This is a genomic window from Streptomyces sp. NPDC051109 (genome assembly GCF_044455885.1).
Lineage (GTDB): Bacteria > Actinomycetota > Actinomycetes > Streptomycetales > Streptomycetaceae > Streptomyces.
In genome coordinates, this window is the sequence record NZ_JBITFF010000004.1 from 133,720 (window position 1) to 155,143 (window position 21,424).

Annotated in this window: 15 protein-coding genes; all 15 read right to left on the reverse strand. The window is 71.7% G+C overall.

The features are described from left to right. Positions 1–22: 22 nt before the first annotated feature. Positions 23–1,024, reverse strand: a complete 1,002-nt coding sequence (gene galE / locus ACIBAD_RS09430; RefSeq protein ID WP_398905552.1) for a UDP-glucose 4-epimerase GalE — start codon at positions 1,022–1,024, stop codon at positions 23–25. A gap of 79 nt (positions 1,025–1,103) precedes the next feature. Next, the gene (locus tag ACIBAD_RS09435; protein ID WP_134075469.1) at positions 1,104–2,723 is read right to left on the reverse strand and encodes a glycosyltransferase family 2 protein; all 1,620 of its coding nucleotides are present in this window, start codon (positions 2,721–2,723) and stop codon (positions 1,104–1,106) included. A 76-nt stretch (positions 2,724–2,799) separates the two neighbouring features. After that, complete coding sequence (obgE, locus tag ACIBAD_RS09440; RefSeq protein WP_134075470.1) at positions 2,800–4,245, reverse strand: GTPase ObgE; 1,446 nt, start codon at positions 4,243–4,245, stop codon at positions 2,800–2,802. Between the two features lie 169 nt (positions 4,246–4,414). Next, positions 4,415–4,669, reverse strand: a complete 255-nt coding sequence (rpmA, locus tag ACIBAD_RS09445) for a 50S ribosomal protein L27 (protein ID WP_048480572.1) — start codon at positions 4,667–4,669, stop codon at positions 4,415–4,417. Positions 4,670–4,682: 13 nt separating this feature from the next. Then, entirely contained in the window at positions 4,683–5,003 is a 321-nt protein-coding gene (gene rplU / locus ACIBAD_RS09450) for a 50S ribosomal protein L21 (protein WP_030715748.1), read from the reverse strand. A gap of 278 nt (positions 5,004–5,281) precedes the next feature. Then, complete coding sequence (locus ACIBAD_RS09455) at positions 5,282–9,262, reverse strand: ribonuclease E/G (protein WP_398905556.1); 3,981 nt, start codon at positions 9,260–9,262, stop codon at positions 5,282–5,284. A 232-nt stretch (positions 9,263–9,494) separates the two neighbouring features. Further along, a complete protein-coding gene (locus tag ACIBAD_RS09460) occupies positions 9,495–10,274 on the reverse strand; it encodes a TIGR03936 family radical SAM-associated protein (protein WP_134075880.1) in 780 nt (259 codons plus the stop codon). 115 nt (positions 10,275–10,389) lie between these two features. Next, entirely contained in the window at positions 10,390–11,475 is a 1,086-nt protein-coding gene (locus tag ACIBAD_RS09465; protein WP_398905558.1) for a hypothetical protein, read from the reverse strand. A gap of 69 nt (positions 11,476–11,544) precedes the next feature. Then, positions 11,545–13,470 (reverse strand): TIGR03960 family B12-binding radical SAM protein, encoded by a 1,926-nt coding sequence (locus tag ACIBAD_RS09470; protein ID WP_208329145.1) that lies wholly within the window; start codon positions 13,468–13,470, stop codon positions 11,545–11,547. 81 nt (positions 13,471–13,551) lie between these two features. Then, positions 13,552–15,075, reverse strand: a complete 1,524-nt coding sequence (locus ACIBAD_RS09475) for a CYTH and CHAD domain-containing protein (RefSeq protein ID WP_134075473.1) — start codon at positions 15,073–15,075, stop codon at positions 13,552–13,554. Positions 15,076–15,156: 81 nt separating this feature from the next. Next, the gene (gene rodA / locus ACIBAD_RS09480) at positions 15,157–16,356 is read right to left on the reverse strand and encodes a rod shape-determining protein RodA (RefSeq protein ID WP_134075474.1); all 1,200 of its coding nucleotides are present in this window, start codon (positions 16,354–16,356) and stop codon (positions 15,157–15,159) included. Between the two features lie 15 nt (positions 16,357–16,371). Next, a complete protein-coding gene (gene mrdA / locus ACIBAD_RS09485; RefSeq protein ID WP_398905561.1) occupies positions 16,372–18,549 on the reverse strand; it encodes a penicillin-binding protein 2 in 2,178 nt (725 codons plus the stop codon). A gap of 13 nt (positions 18,550–18,562) precedes the next feature. Beyond that, a complete protein-coding gene (gene mreD, locus ACIBAD_RS09490; protein ID WP_134075476.1) occupies positions 18,563–19,267 on the reverse strand; it encodes a rod shape-determining protein MreD in 705 nt (234 codons plus the stop codon). A gap of 12 nt (positions 19,268–19,279) precedes the next feature. Then, entirely contained in the window at positions 19,280–20,224 is a 945-nt protein-coding gene (mreC, locus tag ACIBAD_RS09495; protein WP_134075477.1) for a rod shape-determining protein MreC, read from the reverse strand. Positions 20,225–20,351: 127 nt separating this feature from the next. Further along, the gene (locus ACIBAD_RS09500) at positions 20,352–21,371 is read right to left on the reverse strand and encodes a rod shape-determining protein (protein ID WP_008738981.1); all 1,020 of its coding nucleotides are present in this window, start codon (positions 21,369–21,371) and stop codon (positions 20,352–20,354) included. Positions 21,372–21,424: the final 53 nt, after the last annotated feature.

Genomic DNA, 21,424 nt, shown 5'->3' on the forward strand with positions numbered 1-21,424 from the left:
CGTACGCGGCACGTGCGGGGGATCAGCGCGCGACGTGGGGCACGGCGCCCTTGCGGTTGGCCTCCCAGCCCGCCCAGGCCGAGGTGATCATCTCGCGGACGTCGTGCTTGGCCTTCCAGCCCAGCTCCGCCGCGATCTTGTCGGCCGAGGCCACGACCTTCGCCGGGTCGCCGGGGCGGCGCGGGACGACGACGGGCTCGTACGTGTGCCCGGTGCCCTCGTTCAGCAGCTGCGCCATCTCCCGTACGGAGACGCCCTCGCCGCGGCCGATGTTGACGGTGAGGTCCTTGTAGTCCCCGGTCGCGCCCCACTCGACGAGCTTGCGGGCCGCCACCACGTGGGCCTCGGCGAGGTCCTCGACGTGGATGTAGTCGCGGATGCAGGTGCCGTCCGGGGTCGGGTAGTCGTCGCCGAAGATCCGGGCGCCCTCACCCATGTCGAAGCGCTCGAAGACCATCGGGACCAGGTTGAAGACGCCGGTGTCCGCGAGCTCGGGGGTGGCCGCGCCCGCCACGTTGAAGTAGCGCAGGCAGGCGGTGGAGATGCCGTACGCCTTGCCGGCGGAGCGGACCAGCCACTCGCCGGCCAGCTTCGTCTCGCCGTACGGGCTCAGCGGCGCGCACGGGGTCTCCTCGGTGACGAGCTCCACGTCGGGCATGCCGTACACGGAGGCGGAGGAGGAGAAGAGGAAGTTGCGGACGCCGGCGGCGGCCACCGCGCCCAGCAGGACCTGAAGGCCCTCCACGTTCTCGTGGTAGTAGTACAGCGGCTTCTCGACGGACTCGCCGACCTGCTTCTTGCCCGCCAGGTGCACCACGCCGGTGATGTGGTGCGCGCGGATGGTCTCGTCCAGGGTCAGCCGGTCCAGGACCGAGCCGATCACCAGCGGGACGCCCTGCGGGACGCGGTCCTCGTTGCCCGTGGACAGGTCGTCGTAGACGACGACCTCCTCCCCGGCGGCGAGCATCGCGCGGACGACGTGGGAGCCGATGTAGCCGGCGCCACCAGTGATCAGAAAAGTCATGCGTATCTCCCTGGGGTCCCCGGACCGGGTCCGGGGTCCTGTCCGAAATCTTAGGCGGCCTGACGGTCGCCGGCGGTCTTCACTCCGATCCGCGGCCTGCCCGGGCCCGGTGGAGACGGTTGCGGACGAGACTCAGCGCGCCCGCGGCGCCCGGCGCGAGCCGCAGGGCCAGTGATCCTCCGCCCGTACGGAACGGCTGCGCCAGCAGAACACCGTACCTGCTGCTCGGCAGCGCGCGGCGGTGCAGGAGGTCTTCGAGGGGGCGCGGGGAGGTGAGCAGGGAGCTCCCGTCGGCGAACTCCACGCCCACCTGGACGCCCCACGACTGCATGCCCCGGCGGCCCTGGCGGCGGCCCGCGGCGGCCACGCCGGTGAGCCGGAACGGCAGTTCGGCGGTCCAGCCGTCGCCGTCGGCGGCGGGGCGCAGCTCCGCCGGCCGGTCCTGGACCGGCTGCCCGCCCGAGCGGGGTACGAAGCTCAGCCGGGCGGTGCGCGGCCCGGCTTCGGCGAGGCGCCCGTACAGGTCGCGCACCCGGATCCGGAGCCGGCCCGCGCCCAGCGGTTCGGCGTCGACGCTGACGGGCAGTTCGGCCACCGGCAGGCCGGCCAGCCCGTCCAGGACGACCGGGAGCTCCTCGCTCCACACGGGCCGCCCCTGCGGGCCGGTCGCGTACGGGGGCAGCAGCCGCGGCGGCTCGGCGGCGAAGCGGGTGAGCCGCTCGACGTCGGCGGGCGGGTTCGCGGTGGCGCGCAGCAGCCGGACGATCCAGCGGGCGTGCGCCCCGGCGGCTTCGACGGCGGCCTCGTCGAACCCGGCGACGTAGTCACGGGTCAGCGTCCACCACGCGGCCTGGTACTCGGGGTCCTTGCCGAGCTCGCGCAGGTACATGCGCAGGTCGTACTCCAGGAACTTCACCTGGCAGGCGAGGCCCAGCTCCGGGGAGGACCCGGTGATGATCCGGCGGGCCTCGCGGTGGGCCTCGATCCGGGAGCGCCAGTTGCCGACGTCCTTGCGGTCCAGGGAGATCGACACCTGGGCGGCGTCGCGGCGCACGTGCCAGACGTAGACGAGGTCGCCGATGACGGCGATGCGCGGGGCGGCGGCCAGCACGCGCGCGGTGAAGACGAAGTCCTCGTAGGTGAACCGGCCGTCGGGGAAGCGGATCGCGTGCTCGTCCAGGAAGGCCCGCTCGTACAGCTTGTTGACGCAGAGGGTGTCCCGGACCAGCTCGGGCCGGTCGGCGGGCCGCTCGATCACGTCGCCCGGGGTGTACAGCCCGGGCATCCACGGCACGTCGTGGTGGAGCGGCAGCTCGCGGCGGACGCACGCGCCGACGGTCACCGGCGCCCGGTGCTCCTCGGCGGCGCGCACGAGGGCGTCGGCCGCCCCCGGGGGCAGCACGTCGTCGCTGTCGAGGAAGAGCACGTACGGGGAGCTCGCGGCTGCGATCCCGTCGTTGCGCGGGGTGCCGCAGCCGCCGCTGTTCTCCGTGCGGTGCACGACCTTCAGGCGGGGGTGGACCGCGGCCAGCTCGTCCAGCACCCGCGCGGTGCCGTCGGCCGAGGCGTCGTTCACGGCGATCACCTCGGCGACGACCGGGCCCTGGGCGAGAGCCGAGGAAACGGCCTCGCCCACGAGCACGGCGTCGTTGTACGCGATCACCACGACGGAAACGCTGGGAGTGTTGGTGCTGCTCACCCGTGGATCCTAGGCGACCGGGGTAAACATCACTTCAACTCCGCCGTCCGGGGCACGGACGCGGCAAAGCAGCAGATCAGAACGGCCGGAACTCGTCGTACTCCTTCTGCGCCGAGTCGCCGCGCTGGGCTTCCCTGTCCTTGCGGCGGGTGGTGGCCGGACGGGGGGCGTCCAGACGGTGGTCCTCGCCGCGGCGGCCCAGCATCTCGGCGCCGGCCATCACGGTCGGCTCCCAGTCGAAGACGACCGCGTTCTCGTCGGAGCCGATGGCCACGCCGTCGCCGGCGCGGGCGCCGGCCTTCTTCAGCGCGTCCTCGACACCGAGGCGGTTGAGACGGTCGGCGAGGTAGCCCACGGCCTCGTCGTTGTTGAAGTCCGTCTGGCGGACCCAGCGCTCCGGCTTCTCGCCGCGCACCCTGTAGACGTCCTCGACCTCGTCGTAGGTGACGGTGAAGCCGGCGTCGTCCACGGCCTTCGGGCGGATGACGATGCGGGTCGCCTCCTGCTTCGGCTTGCGGGCGCGCGCCTTGGCGATGCCCTCGGCCAGGAAGTACGAGAGCTCCTTGAGGCCCGTACGGGCGACCGCGGAGACCTCGAAGACCTTGTAGCCGCGGGCCTCCAGGTCCGGGCGGACCATGTCGGCGAGCTCCTGGCCGTCGGGGATGTCGACCTTGTTGAGGACGACGAGGCGCGGACGCTTCTCCAGGCCGCCGCCGTAGAGCTTGAGCTCTTCCTCGATCACGTCGAGGTCGGCGATCGGGTCGCGGTCGGACTCCAGGGTGGCGGTGTCCAGGACGTGCACGAGGACCGAGCAGCGCTCGACGTGGCGCAGGAACTCCAGGCCGAGGCCCTTGCCCTGGCTGGCGCCCGGGATCAGGCCCGGGACGTCGGCGATGGTGTAGACGGTCGAGCCGGCGGTGACGACGCCCAGGTTCGGGACGAGGGTGGTGAAGGGGTAGTCCGCGATCTTCGGCTTGGCGGAGGAGAGCACCGAGATCAGCGAGGACTTGCCGGCGGACGGGAAGCCGACGAGGGCCACGTCCGCGACGGTCTTGAGCTCCAGGACGATGTCGCCGGTGGCGCCGGGGACGCCGAGGAGCGCGAAGCCGGGGGCCTTGCGGCGGGCGGAGGACAGCGCGGCGTTGCCGAGGCCGCCGCGGCCGCCCTCGGCGGCCACGTACGTGGTGCCCTGGCCGACGAGGTCGGCGAGGACGTTGCCCTCCTTGTCGAGGACGACGGTGCCGTCCGGCACGGGCAGGACCAGGTCCTGGCCGTCCTTGCCGGAGCGGTTGCCGCCCTCGCCGGGCTTGCCGTTGGTGGCCTTGCGGTGGGGGCTGTGGTGGTAGTCCAGCAGCGTGGTGACCGCCTGCTCCACCACCAGGATGACGTCGCCGCCGCGGCCGCCGTTTCCGCCGTCGGGGCCGCCGAGCGGCTTGAACTTCTCCCGGTGAACGGAGGCGCAGCCGTGGCCCCCGTTACCCGCGGCGACATGCAGCTCGACGCGGTCCACGAAGGTGGTCATGGTTGTTCCTCCAGATACATACGGGAATGTCCCGGGCAGGCCTAGCTGCCCATTAAAACGTGGTCTGTATGACAACGCGCCGAGGGCGGACCTCTCTTCCCGGCTCGCGCCGGGAAGAGCTGAGATCCGCCCTCGGGAGGTTACGTACCGCTGATCAGCAGGAGCTGGATCAGGCGGCCGGAACGATGTTGACGACCTTGCGGCCACGGTGCGTGCCGAACTCGACGGCACCCGCCTGCAGCGCGAACAGCGTGTCGTCGCCGCCACGGCCCACGCCCGAGCCGGGGTGGAAGTGGGTGCCGCGCTGGCGGACGAGGATCTCACCAGCGGAAACGACCTGACCGCCGAAGCGCTTCACGCCGAGCCGCTGAGCATTGGAATCGCGCCCGTTCCGGGTGGACGATGCGCCCTTCTTGTGTGCCATGTGTCAGTCCCTCTTACTTCGCAGCCGCGGGGATACCGGTGACCTTGATCGCCGTGTACTGCTGGCGGTGACCCTGGCGACGGCGGTAGCCGGTCTTGTTCTTGTAGCGCAGGATGTCGATCTTGGCGCCCTTGTGGTGGTCCACGATCTCGGCCGTGACCTTGATACCGGCCAGGACCCACGGGTCGCTGGTCACGGCGTCGCCGTCGACAACGAGCAGGGTCGAGAGCTCGACCGTGTCGCCAACCTTGGCAGTGGAAATCTTGTCAACCTCAACGATGTCGCCGACAGCAACCTTGTGCTGGCGACCACCGCTGCGCACGATGGCGTACACGCGGATCTCTCTCTCACTCGGGACGGATGCTCCTGAAGCCAGCCGCTCAGGCAGACCCCTCTTGCGGGGGGACCGAACTGATCCGGATTGGACGAGCGGCCTCTCCGGCGGGCGGGGCCCGGCCGGAGGAAGGTGCTCAGGAGCGCGACGCGCACTAGACGTATTCATCTAGGACATGCCGACGGTCTAGGTTACGGGGCCGGTTCCGGAGGGTCAAACCGGGCCCCGCACAGGCCGTGGGCCCCGCCTCTGAGCGGGGTCCACGGCCGTGCGGCGGATCAGGCTTCGGTCGGAGCCGAGACGGAGGGCAGCGACTGCTGCTCGGCCGCCGCGGTCTTCTTCGTCGCCCGCTTCGCCACGGTCTTCTTGGCCGTCGCCTTCTTCGCGACGGTCTTCTTGGCTGCCGTCGTCTTCTTGGCGGCGGTGGCCTTCTTCGCCGGGGCCTTCTTGGCGGCCGTCTTGCGGACCGCCTTCTTGGCCGGCTTCTCGGCCTCCTCGGGGGCCTCCGCAACCTCGGCCGGGGCCGGGGAGGCCTCGGGCTCGGCGGCGGCGGTCTCGACGACCAGGACGGCGGCCTCCGCCGCGCCGGCCGGGGAGCCGGCGGGTGCGGTGGCCTTACGGGTGGCACGCCGGCGGGGGCGGGCCGGTGCGGCCTCGGCCGCGGGGGCCTCCTCGACCGGGGCCTCGACGACCGGGGCCGGGGCGACCGGGGCCTCGGCCACCGGGGCCGGGGCGACGGCCTCGGGCTCCGGTGCGGACTCCGGCTCGGCAGGGGCCTCGGCCACCGGGGCCGGGGCCGTGGCCTTGCGGGTGGCCCGGCGACGGGTCCGGCCCTTGGGCGCGGCCTCGACCGTCTCGGCGGCCTCCACGGCCTCCGCGACGACCTCGGTGGCCGGCTCCAGCACCGTGTCGGCCGGCTCGGTCACCGGCTCCGCCTCGACGACGGGCTCGACGACGGCCTCCACCACGGGCTCGGCCACGGGGGCCGGAGCCGGGGCGGCCGCACCGCGCGGGGCACCCGCCGGGGCGGTCGCCTTGCGGGTGGCACGGCGGCGGTTGCGGCGGCCGCTCAGGCCGGCCGCGGCCTCCGCCTCCGCCGGGCTGCTGTAGAGCTCCTCGTCCGCGACGAACGCCGGCTCGGGCAGCGCCACGGGCGCCGCCAGCTCGGCGGCCACCTCGGCCTCGGTCTCGGTCTCGATCTCGGCTTCGAGGACCTCGCCAGTCAGGGCGCCCTCGATCTCGTGGTCGTGCTCGTGGCCGCGGCCGCCGCGGCGCTTGGCGCGCTTGCCGTTGCCACCGCCGCCGACCGCGGTCGGCGTCTCCATGTGCACGATCACACCGCGCCCGTTGCAGTGGACACAGGTCTCGGAGAAGGACTCCAGCAGACCCTGGCCCACGCGCTTGCGGGTCATCTGGACCAGGCCGAGCGAGGTCACCTCGGCGACCTGGTGCTTCGTACGGTCGCGGCCCAGGCACTCCAGCATCCGCCGCAGGACCAGGTCGCGGTTGGACTCCAGGACCATGTCGATGAAGTCGATGACGACGATGCCGCCGAGGTCGCGCAGCCGCAGCTGGCGCACGATCTCCTCGGCCGCCTCCAGGTTGTTCCTGGTGACGGTCTCTTCGAGGTTGCCGCCCTGACCGGTGAACTTGCCGGTGTTGACGTCGATGACGATCATCGCCTCGGTCTTGTCGATCACGAGGGAGCCGCCCGAGGGCAGCCACACCTTGCGGTCGAGCGCCTTGGCGAGCTGCTCGTCGATCCGGTACGTCGCGAAGACGTCGACCTCGGAGGTCCAGCGCGACAGCCGGTCGGCCAGGTCCGGGGCCACGTGGTTCACGTAGCCGTGGATGGTCTCCCAGGCGGTGTCACCGCTGACGATGACCTTCGAGAAGTCCTCGTTGAAGATGTCGCGCACGACGCGGACGGTCATGTCCGGCTCGCCGTACAGCAGGCTCGGCGAAGAGGTCGAGATCTGCTTCGACTTCTTCTGGATGTCCTCCCACTGGGCCTGCAGACGCTCGACGTCGCGGCGCAGCTCGTCCTCGCTCGCACCCTCGGCGGCGGTGCGCACGATGACGCCCGCGTCCTCGGGGACGATCTTCTTGAGGATGGTCTTCAGGCGGGCGCGCTCGGTGTCGGGCAGCTTGCGGCTGATACCGGTCATCGAGCCCTCGGGCACGTAGACCAGGTAGCGGCCGGGCAGCGAGACCTGGCTGGTCAGGCGGGCGCCCTTGTGGCCGATCGGGTCCTTGGTGACCTGCACCAGGACCGACTGCCCGGACTTGAGGGCGGACTCGATGCGGCGCGGCCCGTTGGCCATGCCGAGCGCCTCGAAGTTGACCTCGCCGGCGTACAGGACCGCGTTGCGGCCCTTGCCGATGTCGATGAAGGCGGCCTCCATCGACGGCAGCACGTTCTGGACCTTGCCCAGGTAGACGTTGCCGACGTACGAGGTGGCTTCTTCCTTGTTGACGTAGTGCTCGACGAGCACGTTGTCCTCGAGGACGCCGATCTGGGTGCGCTCGCCGGCCTGGCGGACGACCATCACGCGCTCGACGGCCTCGCGGCGGGCCAGGAACTCGGCCTCGGTGATGATCGGGACGCGGCGGCGGCCCTGCTCGCGGCCCTCGCGGCGACGCTGCTTCTTCGCCTCCAGACGGGTCGAGCCCTTGATGGACTGCACCTCGTCGGACGGCTCGGCCTTCTCCCGGGCCGGGCGCGGCTCGCGGACCTTGACGACGGTGCGTACGCCGTCGTCCTCGCCCGCTTCGCCCTCGGTGCCGCTGTCACCGCTGCGGCGGCGACGGCGACGGCGGCGACGGCTGGAGCTGGAGCCGAGGGCGCCGGTCTCCTCGTCGTCCTCCTCGGCGGAGTCCTCTTCCTCCGCCTCCTGCTCGGCGGCCTCGGCCTCCTCCTCGGCGGACTCGTCGAGGTCGGCGGCCTCACCGCGGCGGCGGCGACGGCCACCGCGACGGCGGCGGCGGGACGGGCGCTCGCCCGACTCGTCGCCCTCTTCGAACTCGGCGCTCTCCTCGTCGAGCTCCGCGGCCTCGGCCTCGTCCTCGACGCGCTCCACGTCGGCCAGGGACACCGGCGCGGATTCGGCGGCCGGGGCGGCCTCGACCGCACCGCGGCCACGGCGACGGCGACGGCCGGCCGGCTGCGCGGCGGGGGCCTGGACGACCTCGGCCTCGGCTTCGAGCTCTTCCTCTTCCTCGACCTCTTCCGCCTCGACGGCTGCGGCGGCGGCCGCGGCGGCCATGGCGGCGGTCTCCGGGGTCTGGAACATCGGCTCGGCGAACACCGGAGCCTGGAAGACGGCGACGGCGGGGCGTACGGCGCGACGGCCGCGAGCCGGAGGGGCGGGCTCTTCCGCGGCGGGCTGCACCGGCGCGGCGGCCGGGGCCGCCGGGGCGGCGGGCGCGGCGGAGCGGGTGGCGCGGCGGCGGCCGCCGCGCTTCGGCGAGTCCACGGCGTCGGCGACGGTGACCGTGGCCTTCGGCGCGGGCTCCTCCACGACGGGCTCGGCGGCGGGCGCCTCGGGAGCGGCCACGGCACGGGTGGCACGGCGACGGGCACGCGGCGCCGGAGCAGCAGGCTCCTCGGCAACCGGAGCAGCGGCCTCCACGACGACCTCGGCGGCAGCCGGGGTCTCCGGAGCGGCCACGGCACGGGTCGCACGGCGACGGACACGCGGCGCCGGAGCAGCAGGCTCCTCGGCAACCGGAGCAGCCGGAGCAGCGGCCTCCACGACGACCTCGGCGGCGGCCGGGGTCTCCGGAGCGGCCACGGCACGGGTCGCACGGCGACGGGCACGCGGCGCCGGAGCAGCGGGCTCCTCGGCAGCCGGAGCAGCGGCCTCTACGACGGCTTCCGCGGCGGCCGGAGCTTCCGGAGCGGCGACGGCACGGGTGGCACGACGCCGGGCACGCGGCGCCGGAGCAGCGGGCTCCTCGGCCACCGGAGCAGCAGCCTCCACGACGACCTCGGCGGCAGCCGGGGTCTCCGGAGCGGCGACGGCGCGGGTCGCACGGCGGCGGGTACGGGCCGGGGCGGCGGCCGGGGCGGCCTCCTCGGCGGCGGGTGCGGCCGGGGCGGCCTCGGTCACCTCGGCAGCGGGTGCGGCGGCGGCCGTCGCACCGGGCGGTCCGGCGGGTCGCGACGCGGCACGGCGACGCCTGCGCGGAGGCAGGTTGTCGCTCGGGCTGCCGCTGTCGGCGCCACCGGTGGTGTTGTTGGTTTCGTTGTTGAGCATGCGGGCGGTTCTCCCGTCACGCTCCCGGGCGCCGCGGCTGACTTCCGGTCCGGCACGGCTTCGCGCGTCAGCGCGGATCCGGCCTCCGGGGCGCGTTCGCCACACGGGAGCTCTGGTCCATGGCCGCCGGTTCCGTACGTCTTGTCCGTACGGCCTGGCGGAAGTCTTCAGGTCTGTGCGCGGCCCGACCCAGGTGGCTCCGAGTGCCAGGGCTGCGCGACGACGACGATCCCTACGCGGCGGGACCTTCCGGCGCCTTCGCGTCGGCTGCTACGGCGGCCGTGGGTGGGGCGGCCGTGACAGCCTCGCGGTCGGGCGCGAGCGGGTCGGTCACCGTGCCGGACTCCTCGTCGAAGAGCCCCTGCGCCAGCCTGGTCACCGCTGCGGGGACCGGCGGCGCCAGGTCGGCCACAGCGTGGAGACCGGACAGGACGTCGTCGGGTCGTACGGCAGGTGTCAGATGCCGAACAACCAGCCGCAGTATCGCACAGGCATTGTCCGGCGTCCTATCAGCCGGAGCAGGAACTGCTTCGAGGCTGACCACGGCGCCGCGGGTGTCGAAGGTGCGCATGCCGTTCTTGGTGCGGCGCTGCACCTCCACCGCCTCGGCGGCGAGGAAGGCCTCGACCGCCCGCTGGGCGTCGGCGCCCTCCACGCCCTCCAGCCGCAGCTCCCACACGGAGGCGGTCAGCCGGTCGGCGAGTCCGGAGGTGCGGGCCTCGACGGCCTCGGTGATGTCGAGGCCGACCGGCATCGACTCGTCGAGCAGCTCGCGGAGCTTCTCGGGGTCGCGGGGCTCGGCGAGGGCGATCTCCAGGTACTCGGCCTCGCTGCCGGTACCGGTCGGAGCGGCGTTCGCGTAGGACACGCGGGGGTGCGGGGTGAAGCCCGCCGAGTACGCCATGGGCACCTCGGCGCGGCGCAGGGCCCGCTCGAACGCGCGTTGGAAGTCTCGGTGGCTGGTGAACCGGAGGCGGCCGCGCTTGGTGTAGCGCAGTCGGATGCGCTGCACCACCGGTGCGGGGGGCGGGCCTTCGGGCTGTCGCTTGCCCAGTGGTTCTTCTCCTTGTGCGGGGCTCCGCGGCTCGCGCGTCGCCCTGAGGTCTGGTGAGCCGGCGCTCTCCGGCTCACCCTCGCTTGCGCCAGGAGATCTCGGGAGCGGAGGGCGTCTCGCCCACGGCTGTCGTACTACCCAGAGTACGCGCCCGTGACCTCGCCGGTTCCCGGGCGGGGCCCCCGAGCAGCGCCTTTCGCACCTCGGCCCGGACCTCGCGGACGGTGGTGCGGACGGTCCGCCACACGTCCCGTACGACATGTCCGACAGGTGTCAGCACGTGCCGGTACACCTGCGCCGCGGGCCAGCCGACGAGCACCCACCCGACCAGCCGGACTGCGCGCCACACGGCCCGCACGATCCGCCCGGCGACGTGCCAGGCCCAGGCGAGTGCCTGCCCTAGCGGCGCGAGCAGGTACCGGTACAGGGCGGTGGCCAGCCAGGCGGCGCCGAGCCCGACGGGCCGCAGCAGGTACCGGTACAGGGCGACCACGAGCCAGGCGAGACCCAGCCCGACGGGCCGCAGCAGGTACCGGAACACCGCGATCGCCAGCCGTACGAAGCCGTGCCCGATGGGGGTCAGCACGTACCGGTAGACCGTCTCGGCGAGCCACGTCACCCCGCGGCCGACCGGATCGAGCACGTAGCGCCACAGCGCGACCCACGGCCAGACAAACAGCGTCATGCCGAGGACCCACCCGATCCACAAGGCGCCCTTGGCGAGGGGCGCGAGCAGGTAGCGCACGCCGCCGCGGCCGAGCCAGGCCAGCGCCTCCCCGAGCGGACGCAGCACGTACCCGGTCACGAACCGTCCGGCCGGCGCCAGCACCTGGTCGCACAGGCCGCGCCACACCAGTGCCACCCCCTGCCCGACCGGAACGAGCAGGTACCGCCACAGCCCGGCCCAGGGCCAGACGAACACCAGCTTGAGCAGCACGGTCAGCACCCGGCCGATGCCGCGCAGCACCGGCTGGAGCACGTACACGGAAAGGGGCCCCAGCACGTGCCGCCGAGCGGCCCGGCCGAACGCGACGAGCAGCTCCCAGACCACCCGTACGGGCAGTACGACGATCAACGCCACGATCTTGACGGGTACCCGGACGACGCCCACCAGGCATCCTTCGCCGCCGTCGCCGGGAGGCCGCTTGTCGAGTTCCATACCCGTAGGACACGAGCGAGGCCCCCACCCGTTGCGGGTGGGGGCCTCTCGTGACTCAAGGGTTACTTCTCACTTCACGACCGTGAGGGGGAGGAGCTTCTTGCCCGTGGGGCCGATCTGGATGTGGGTGTCCATCTGGGGGCAGACGCCGCAGTCGAAGCACGGGGTCCAGCGGCAGTCGTCGACCTCGGTCTCGTCGAGGGCGTCCTGCCAGTCCTCCCAGAGCCAGTCCTTGTCGAGACCGGAGTCCAGGTGGTCCCAGGGCAGGACCTCCTCGTACGTGCGCTCGCGCGTGGTGTACCAGGCCACGTCCACGCCGTAGGCCGGCAGCGTCTTCTCCGCGGCCTCCATCCACCGGTCGTACGAGAAGTGCTCGCGCCAGCCGTCGAAACGGCCGCCCGACTCGTACACGGCGCGGATGACGTCGCCGATGCGGCGGTCGCCCCGCGAGAGGAGGCCCTCGACGATGCCCGGCTTGCCGTCGTGGTAGCGGAAGCCGATCGAGCGGCCGTACTTCTTGTCGCCGCGGATCTTGTCGCGCAGCTTCGCCAGGCGCGCGTCCGTCTCCTCGGCGGACAGCTGCGGCGCCCACTGGAACGGGGTGTGCGGCTTCGGCACGAATCCGCCGATCGACACCGTGCAGCGGATGTCGTTCTGGCCGGAGACCTCGCGGCCCTTGGCGATGACGTTGACCGCCATGTCGCCGATCTGGAGCACGTCCTCGTCGGTCTCCGTGGGCAGGCCGCACATGAAGTACAGCTTCACCTGGCGCCAGCCGTTGCCGTACGCGGTGGCCACCGTCCGGATCAGGTCCTCTTCCGAGACCATCTTGTTGATGACCTTGCGCATGCGCTCGGATCCGCCCTCGGGGGCGAAGGTCAGACCGGAGCGGCGCCCGTTGCGGGTCAGCTCGTTCGCCAGGTCCACGTTGAACGCGTCCACGCGGGTCGACGGCAGGGACAGGCCCACCTTGTCGTCCGTGTAGCGGTCCGCGAGGCCCTTGGCGATCTCGGCGATCTCGGTGTGGTCCGCGGAGGACAGCGAGAGGAGGCCGACCTCCTCGAAGCCCGTCGCCTTCAGGCCCTTCTCCACCATCTCGCCGATGCCGGTGATGCTTCGCTCCCGCACGGGGCGCGTGATCATGCCGGCCTGGCAGAAACGGCAGCCGCGGGTGCAGCCGCGGAAGATCTCGACGGACATCCGCTCGTGGACGGTCTCGGCGAGCGGGACCAGCGGCTGCTTCGGGTACGGCCACTCGTCGAGGTCCATGACCGTGTGCTTGGACACGCGGTACGGGACGCCCGACTTGTTCGGCGCGACGCGCGCGATGCGCCCGTCGGGCAGGTAGTCGACGTCGTAGAAGCCCGGTACGTAGACCTGGCCGGTCTTGGCCAGGCGGAGGAGGACCTCCTCGCGCCCGCCCGGACGGCCTTCGGCCTTCCACGTGCGGATGATCTCGGTCATGTCGAGGACGGCCTGCTCGCCGTCGCCGATGACCGCGCAGTCGATGAACTCCGCGATCGGCTCGGGGTTGAAGGCCGCGTGGCCGCCCGCGAGGACGATGGGGTGGTCGACCGTGCGGTTCCTGGCCTCCAGCGGGATGCCCGCCAGGTCCAGCGCCGTGAGCATGTTCGTGTAGCCCAGCTCCGTGGAGAAGGACAGGCCGAACACGTCGAAGGCGCCCACGGGGCGGTGGCTGTCCACGGTGAACTGCGGCACCTTGTGCTCGCGCATCAGCTCTTCGAGGTCCGGCCACACGCTGTAGGTGCGCTCCGCGAGCACGCCCTCGCGCTCGTTCAGCACCTCGTAGAGGATCATGACGCCCTGGTTGGGCAGCCCGACCTCGTACGCGTCCGGGTACATGAGCGCCCAGCGGACGTCACACGAATCCCACGGCTTGACGGTGGAGTTGAGTTCACCGCCGACGTACTGGATGGGCTTCTGCACATGCGGGAGCAGAGCTTCGAGCTGTGGGAAGACCGACTCGGACATCACGCGACTTTCGTGAAGCTGGCAGGGGGCGACTCTCAAGCGTAACCCGAGGCGCAGCCGCCGCCTGCCGCCGTGATCGCCCGGCTAGGAGCGGAGCTCCGCCCGGAGAGCGGGGTCCGCGGCTTGCCCCCATACGTCCGGAAGCTCCCGCTCACCCTGTGCGGCCAGGGCTTCCTCGCGGGCGTAGAGCACGCCCCAGGTGAAAGCGGACTCCCCCGCTCCGGCCGCCTGGGTGCCGAGACCGAGCAGGGCCTCGCGCGCGACGACGCTGTCCTGGTGGTCGCCGAGCAGGCTCTGGACCGACTTGATGGCCTTGGCCAGGTGTTTTGCCGGTTTGCCGAGCTCTGGGGTGGCCGCCTCCGCCGCGTAGCGGGCCCGTTTGGCGGCCTTGCGCGCCCCGTGGAGGGCCAGATCGCGGGATTCGCCCGGCTCCAGGTCCAGGGCGCCGGCGACCCGGGTGGCGAGCCGCTCGTAGTCCTTGAGGACGGCCTTGGGCAGGGCCCGGGCGGCAGGCTTGGCCGCGCCGGGGCGCAGGGGCGGGTCGGCCAGCAGCGCGTCGAGGGCGTCGAGCAGGGCCGCGTACCGCTTGCCGTCGAGGGCGGCGAGCGCGCGGCGCCGGGTCGCCGAGCGGCGGGCGTTGTTCCACGTCCGCAGGCGGCCGCGGACGGGCCCGACCACGAGGGTGCGGGGGAGCTCGGTGAGGTGGGTCTGGATGCGGTCGAACAGGACCTCCTGGTCCCGGTCGAGACCGAGCTCGGCGGCCAGCCAGCGGAGCTCCTCGCCGAGCGGGTCGGTGGCGGCGCGGTCGAGGACCTTGCGGTACGTCTTGAAGGCGCTGCGCATCCGGCGGCAGGCGACCCGCATCTGGTGGACGGAGTCGGGCAGGTTGCGCCGGACGGCGGGGTCCTGGGCGACGAGTGCGTCGCGCTGTTCGTGCAGGTACGAGAGGACCAGCGCGCCCGCGGTGCCCTCGGCCGCGGCGGGTCCGGGCCGGGCCGGCGGCTCGGTGCCCGTCTCGGTGAGGGCGCGGGCGAGTTTCGAGGGGGCGTCGGAGACCTTGAGCCCGGCTTTGCGGAACTTCTTCTCGACGGCGTCGAGGAGGCCGGGGTCGACGCCGTCGGCGAGTTCCACCTCGACCTCGGTCCAGGCCGCGGCGGCCTCGTCCCGTTCGGCGCGGACGGCGTCGGTGGAGAGCTCGGCGAGGAGGGCGCCCTCGGCGTCGAGGAGGTGGCTCACGCGGCGGGAGGAGACCAGCCTGACCTGGGGTTCCAGGGCGAGGTCGCGGACGCGGGAGCGGACGAGGGCGGCGAGGGCGCGCGGGACGGTGTCGCTGAGGGGGGCGGCGACCTCGTCGCGTACGCCCGGGGAGACGGGCAGTTTGAGGTGCCAGCCGGCGTCCGCGCCGCCGGTGCGCCGCCTGAGGGTCAGGCCGTCGGCGGCGAGCCGCTGGTCGGGGGTGTCGTAGTAGACCGCGTCGAGGTCGACGGTGCCCTGGTCGGCGACGGCCGCGATCGCGGCCGTGCCGGTCAGGTCCGGGACTCCGCGGCGCGCGGCCTTGCTCGTCGTGAACTCGAATTTGCGCTCGATCTCGCGTTTCGTGTCCGCCATGCATCGAACTTAATCCTGAACGGATCACCACGGCACGGTGAACGGGGAATCAACGGCGGAACCGGCCGAAGATCGGCCCCGCTAGGCCGACATCGGCCGTTGCACCCTGATCGATTGCAGCAGTCCGACCGCCACCCACACCGCGAACATGGACGAGCCTCCGTAGGAGACGAACGGCAGCGGGAGCCCGGCCACCGGCATGATCCCGAGGGTCATCCCGATGTTCTCGAAGGCCTGGAAGGCGAACCAGGCGATGATCCCGGCGGACACGATCGTCCCGTACAGCTCGGTGGTCTCCCGGGCGATCATGCAGGCCCGCCAGAGGATGATGCCGAGCAGGACCAGGATCAGCCCGGCGCCGAGGAAGCCCAGCTCCTCCCCCGCCACCGTGAACACGAAGTCGGTCTGCTGCTCGGGCACGAACTGGCCGGTGGTCTGCGAGCCCTTGAAGAGCCCGGATCCGGTCAGCCCGCCCGAGCCGATCGCGATCCGCGCCTGGTTGGTGTTGTAGCCGACGCCGGCGGGGTCGAGTTCGGGGTTGGCGAAGGCCGCGAAGCGGTTGATCTGGTACTCGTCGAGCACGCCGAGCTGCCAGATCAGGACGGCCCCGGCCGCGCCGGAGCCCATCAGGCCGACCACCCAGCGGTTGGAGGCACCGGACGCGAGCAGGACCCCGAGCACGATGACGACCATGACCATGACGGAGCCGAGGTCGGGCATCAGCATGACGATGCCCATCGGCGCGGCGGCCAGGCACAGCGCCTTGACCACGGTGCGGTGGTCGGGGTGGACGAGGTCGCCCGCGTCCACCCGGGTGGCCAGCAGCATCGCCATGACCAGGATGATCGTGATCTTCACGAACTCCGAGGGCTGGAGCGAGAACCCGCCGCCGATCACGATCCACGCGTGGGCGCCGTTGATGGTGGCGCCCAGCGGGGTGAGCACGGCGAGGATCAGCACCAGGGAGAGCCCGTACAGGATCGGCACGGCGCCGCGCAGGGTGCGGTGGCCGAGCCAGACGGTGCCGATCATCAGCACGAGGCCGATGCCGGTGTTCAGGGCGTGCCGGACCAGGAAGTAGTACGGGTCGCCCTGGTTGAGCTGGGTGCGGTTGCGGGTCGCCGACCAGACCAGCAGGGCGCCGATGAAGGACAGGGCGAGCGCCGAGAGGAGGATCGGCCAGTCGAGCCGGCGCAGCACCGAGTCGCGCGAGGTCAGCTTGGCCATCGCGCCGCGCTCGGGCGCGTACCGGGATACGGAGAACTTGTTCGCGGTCTGCATGTCGGTTTTCGGTCCTCAGTCGTGCCGTGCGGGAGACGCGGCGGGCGGCCCGGCGAGCGGGGGGGCCGGCTCCTCCGGCGACGGCGGCACGTACGGCCGGATCTCGGGGGATTCGATGGAGCCGTCGGCGTCGATCTTGGGCAGTTCGGTCTCCGGTCCCAGCAGCAGGGCCTTTTTCAGGTCCTGCTTGCCCTCCATGTCGAGACCGTAGATGGCGTTGTAGAGGTTGCGGACGGCGGGGCCCGAGGCTCCGGAGCCGGTGCCGCCCTGGGAGATCGTCATGACGATCGTGAAGTCCTTGGTGTAGGTCGCCAGCCAGGACGTGGTCTGCTTGCCGTAGACCTGGGCGGTGCCGGTCTTGGCGTGCATCGGGATCTTGTCCATCGGCCAGCCCGTGAACCGCCAGGCGGCGGTGCCGCCGGGCTCGACGACCATGCGCAGGCCCTTGTCCAGGTTGCCGATGGTCTTGGCGTCGATCGGCAGCCTCCCGTGCGCCCGCGGCTTGATCATCTCCACGCGCTTGCCGTCGGGGCTGATCACGGCCTTGCCGACCGTGGGGTTGTAAAGGGTGCCCCCGTTGCTGATCGCGGAGTAGGCGGTGGCCATCTGGATGGGGGTGACGAGCACGTCGCCCTGCCCGATGGCGAAGTTGATGCTGTCGTAGGCCTTCAGCTGATTGCCTTCGAGGCAGCTCTCGTAGGCGATCTGCTCGACGTAGGTGCCGCCCTTCTTGCCCTGCTTGCACCAGGAGTCCTTGTTGGCCTTCCAGAAGCTCTGCTTCCACCTGCGGTCGGGGATACGGCCGGTGACCTCGTTCGGCAGGTCGACGCCGGTCTCGGCGCCGAGTCCGAACTCCCGGGCGGTCCGGTAGAACCAGTCGTGGGCGTCCTTCTTGGGCGAGAGGCCGCCGTCGCGCTGCCACTCCTTGTGCCCGAGGGCGTAGAAGACCGTGTTGCACGAGAACTTGAGGGCTTCGCCCAGGGTGATGGGGCCGTGCCCCTTGGACTCGAAGTTCGCGAAGCTCCGGCCGCCCATGTTGTAGGAGGCGCTGCAGTTGTACTTGCCGTCGAAGTCGTAGCCGGCCCGCACGGCGGCGCTCGCCGACACCACCTTGAAGATGGAGCCGGCGGGGGCCTGGCCCTGGATGGCCCGGTTCAGCAGCGGGTAGTTGGAGTTCTTGCTGGTGAGCCTGGCGTAGTCCTTGCCGGAAATGCCGCCGACCCAGGCGTTGGGGTCGTAGTCGGGCTGGGAGGCCATGGCGACGATCCGGCCGGTCTTGGCCTCCATGACGACGACGGCGCCCGAGTCGGCCTCGTACTTGCGGCCGGTGATGTTGTCGGTCTCGTTGCGGACCACCTTCATCGCCTGCTGGAGCTCGTACTCGGCGACGGCCTGGACCCGGGCGTCGATGCTGGTGACGAGGGTGGCCCCGGCAATGCCCGGATCGGACTTGGTCTGGCCCATGACCCGGCCGAGGTTGTCGACTTCGTACGAGGTGACTTCCGCCTTGCCGCGCAACTGCTTGTCGTAGGTGCGTTCGATCCCGGAGCGGCCGACCTGGTCGGAGCGCAGGTGCGGCGAGTCGGTGTCCTTGGCCTTCTGGATCTCGTCGTCGGTGACCGGCGAGAGGTAGCCGAGCACCTGCGCGGTGCGGGCCCCGCCGGGGGCCGGGTAGCGGCGGACGGCGGTGGGCTCCGCGGTGATGCCGGGGAACTCCTCGGGGCGTTCGCGCAGCTGCAGCGCCTGCTGCGTGGTGGCTTCGAGGGTGACCGGGATCGGCTGGTACGGGGAGCCGTTCCAGCAGGGCGCGGGGGTCTGGGAGTCGCAGAGCCGGACCTTTTCCATGACCTCCTTGGGGCTCATGTCCAGGACGTCGGCGAGACGGGTCATGACGCCCTTGCCCTTGTCCTTCATCTTCATGAGCTTGGTGCGGCTGGCGGAAACGACCAGGCGGGTCTCGTTGTCGGCGAGCGGGATCCCGCGGGCGTCGAGGATCGAGCCGCGCACGGCCGGCTGGACGACCCGCTGGACGTGGTTGCTCTTCGCCTCGTGGTAGTACTCCGCGCCGTCGCGGATCTGGAGGAACCAGAGCCGGCCGCCGAGGGTGAACAGCGTGGAGAAGACGAGGACCTGGATCATCATCAGCCGGATGTGCACCCGCGGGGTGCGGCCGGTTTCCGGATTGTTGGTCACGCCTGCTCCTCCCTCACAGCTTCTTGACGCTCTTCACACCCTTGACCGGCTTGACGCCCTTTATCCGGCCGGCCTTGTTGGCGCGGCTGCGGGCCGTCTTCAGCCGCAGGCCGCCGCGCTGGCTGCCGATGCGCAGGCCGGTGCCGCCGGAGAGCCAGCCGGAGGACACGTCGGCGGTCTTGGCCTGTCCGCCGTTCGCCTCGACGGCCATCGGGTCGTTCTCGGCGCGCCGGGCCAGCGCCATGATGAACGGCACGGTGAACGGGGCGAGCAGCAGGTCGTAGAGGGTCGCCGTGAACAGCAGCCCGGTGAGGCCCACGTGGCGGGCGGCGGTGTCTCCGACGAGGGCGCCCACGCTCGCGTAGAGCAGGGTTGAGCCGATCGCGGCGGCGACGACGGTCAGCATCGGGCCCCAGGCGGAGCGGAACCGCCCCGAGTCGGGGCGGGCCAGCCCGGCGGCGTACCCGATGACGCAGAGCACCAGCGCGTACCGCCCGGCGGCGTGGTCGGCGGGCGGGGCCAGGTCGGCGAGGAGTCCGGCGGCGAAGCCGATGAGCGCGCCGCTGAGGTGCCCGTACACGAGGGCGAGCGCGACGACGGTGAGCAGGACCAGGTCGGGTACGGCGCCGGGCAGTTGCAGCCGGCCCAGCACGGAGACCTGGACGACGAGGGCGACCACGACGAGCGTGGCCGAGAGCAGGATCCGGTTGAAGCGCATGACGGTGGGCTCCTACTCGTCGGCCGGCTTGGCGGGCACACTGGCGGACGGCGACGGCGTGACCGTGACGGTGACCGTCGGGGTGGGCTTCACCTCGGGCTTGGGCGGCAGTACGGCGTCGCGCGGGTCCTCGCGCGGGGGCATCACGACGACGCCGACGATGTCCAGGCGCGAGAAGCCGACGAACGGACGCACCCAGATGGTGCGGGTCAGGTCGCCGCGCGAGGGGTCGACCTTGACGACCTCTCCGATCGGGACTCCGGGCACGAACGGCTTGTTGCCGCGGGAGCCGAAGGTGACGAGCCGGTCGCCGGGGCTGACCTTGGCCTTGCCGTTGAGCATCTGGACGGACAGGGCGCGGTCGCCCTGGCCGGTGGCGAAGCCGAGCTCGCCGGTCTTCTCCAGGCGGGTGCCCACGGTGAAGTCGGGATCGTTGGCGAGGACGACCGTGGCGGTGTCGGGGCCCACGGTGGCGACCCGGCCGACGAGTCCCTCCCCGTTCAGCACGGTCATGTCGCGCTCGATGCCGTCCTTGCTGCCGGCGTCGATGGTGACGGTCCAGGAGAAGCCCTGGGCCGCTCCTATGGCGATGACCTCGGCGCCCTTGATGCCGTACTGTCCGGCGCCGGCCCGCTTGAGCATCTCGTCGAGCTCGTGGATCCGGCTGCGGGTCTGGTCGTCGCTGCCCAGCTTCGCCTTCAGGGCGGCGTTCTCGCGCTCCAGCGTGGCGATGCGGTTGTGGCGTTCGCCGGAGTCCCGTACGGCCCCTATCGCGTTGGCGACGGGGTCGACCGCGGTCGCGACGCTCTTCTCGACCGGGCCGAAGACCGCTGCGGCGGCCTGCCGGGCGCCGTCGACCGGAGACTCCTCGCCTGCCCTGATGTCCACCGTGATCAATGCGAACGCGATGGCGATCAGGAGCACCAGGAGCAGCCGGCTTTCTCGTGTGTCCCTCACGTGCGGCGGCCGTGCCTTCCTCGTCGGAAACTTCTTGGTCTGTATATCAACGATCCGCCGCACGGGTGCGGCAGCACCCGTACGGCGGATCCTTGTGTTCCGCATGGCCCCCTGACGGGGGTCTGTATCAGCGCCGGGGCTGGGCGTCCAGAACCTGCTGGAGCGCCTCGAACTCCTCCACGCACTTGCCGGAGCCGAGGGCGACGGAGTCGAGCGGATCCTCGGCGATGTGGATCGGCATGCCCGTCTCGCGGCGCAGCCGCTCGTCGAGGCCGCGCAGCAGGGCGCCGCCGCCGGTCAGCACGATGCCGCGGTCCATGATGTCGCCGGAGAGCTCGGGCGGGCACTTGTCGAGGGTCGTCTTGACCGCGTCGACAATGGCGTTGACCGGCTCCTCGATGGCCTTGCGGACCTCGGCGGCGGAGATCACGACCGTCTTCGGGAGGCCGGAGACCAGGTCCCGGCCGCGGATCTCGGTGTGCTCGTCCTTGTCGAGGTCGTACGCCGACCCGATGGTGATCTTGATCTGCTCGGCGGTGCGCTCACCGAGGAGGAGCGAGTACTCCTTCTTGATGTGCTGGATGATCGCGTTGTCGAGCTCGTCGCCGGCCACCCGGATGGACTGCGCCGTGACGATTCCGCCGAGGGAGATGACGGCGACCTCGGTGGTGCCGCCGCCGATGTCCACGACCATGTTGCCGGTGGCCTCGTGGACGGGCAGGCCCGAGCCGATGGCGGCGGCCATGGGCTCCTCGATGATGTGCACCTGGCGGGCGCCGGCCTGCGTGGACGCCTCGATGACGGCGCGGCGCTCCACTCCGGTGATGCCGGAGGGGACGCAGACCACGACGCGCGGACGGGCCAGGTAGCGGCGCTTGTGGATCTTGAGGATGAAGTAGCGGAGCATACGCTCCGTGATCTCGAAGTCGGCGATCACGCCGTCCTTGAGGGGCCGTACGGCGACGATGTTGCCGGGCGTCCGGCCGATCATCTTCTTCGCCTCGGAGCCGACCGCCAGAATGCCGCCGGTGTTCGTGTTGATGGCGACCACGGACGGCTCGTTCAGGACGATCCCCCGGCCCCTCACGTACACCAGCGTGTTGGCGGTCCCGAGGTCGATCGCCATGTCACGGCCGATGAACGACATGTTGTTCCCCTTGTTCCCCATGAGGAGCGTCTGGCCTTCCAGTTGATAGCGGC

Coding starts and splice junctions, on each gene's coding strand:
- ACIBAD_RS09500 (WP_008738981.1), bottom strand. CDS start 21,371: ATGTCGTTCATCGGCCGTGACATGGCGATCGACCTCGGGACCGCCAAC.
- ACIBAD_RS09455 (WP_398905556.1), bottom strand. CDS start 9,262: ATGCTCAACAACGAAACCAACAACACCACCGGTGGCGCCGACAGCGGC.
- ACIBAD_RS09465 (WP_398905558.1), bottom strand. CDS start 11,475: ATGGAACTCGACAAGCGGCCTCCCGGCGACGGCGGCGAAGGATGCCTG.
- mreD (WP_134075476.1), bottom strand. CDS start 19,267: ATGCGCTTCAACCGGATCCTGCTCTCGGCCACGCTCGTCGTGGTCGCC.
- ACIBAD_RS09475 (WP_134075473.1), bottom strand. CDS start 15,075: ATGGCGGACACGAAACGCGAGATCGAGCGCAAATTCGAGTTCACGACG.
- obgE (WP_134075470.1), bottom strand. CDS start 4,245: ATGACCACCTTCGTGGACCGCGTCGAGCTGCATGTCGCCGCGGGTAAC.
- rpmA (WP_048480572.1), bottom strand. CDS start 4,669: ATGGCACACAAGAAGGGCGCATCGTCCACCCGGAACGGGCGCGATTCC.
- rodA (WP_134075474.1), bottom strand. CDS start 16,356: ATGCAGACCGCGAACAAGTTCTCCGTATCCCGGTACGCGCCCGAGCGC.
- galE (WP_398905552.1), bottom strand. CDS start 1,024: ATGACTTTTCTGATCACTGGTGGCGCCGGCTACATCGGCTCCCACGTC.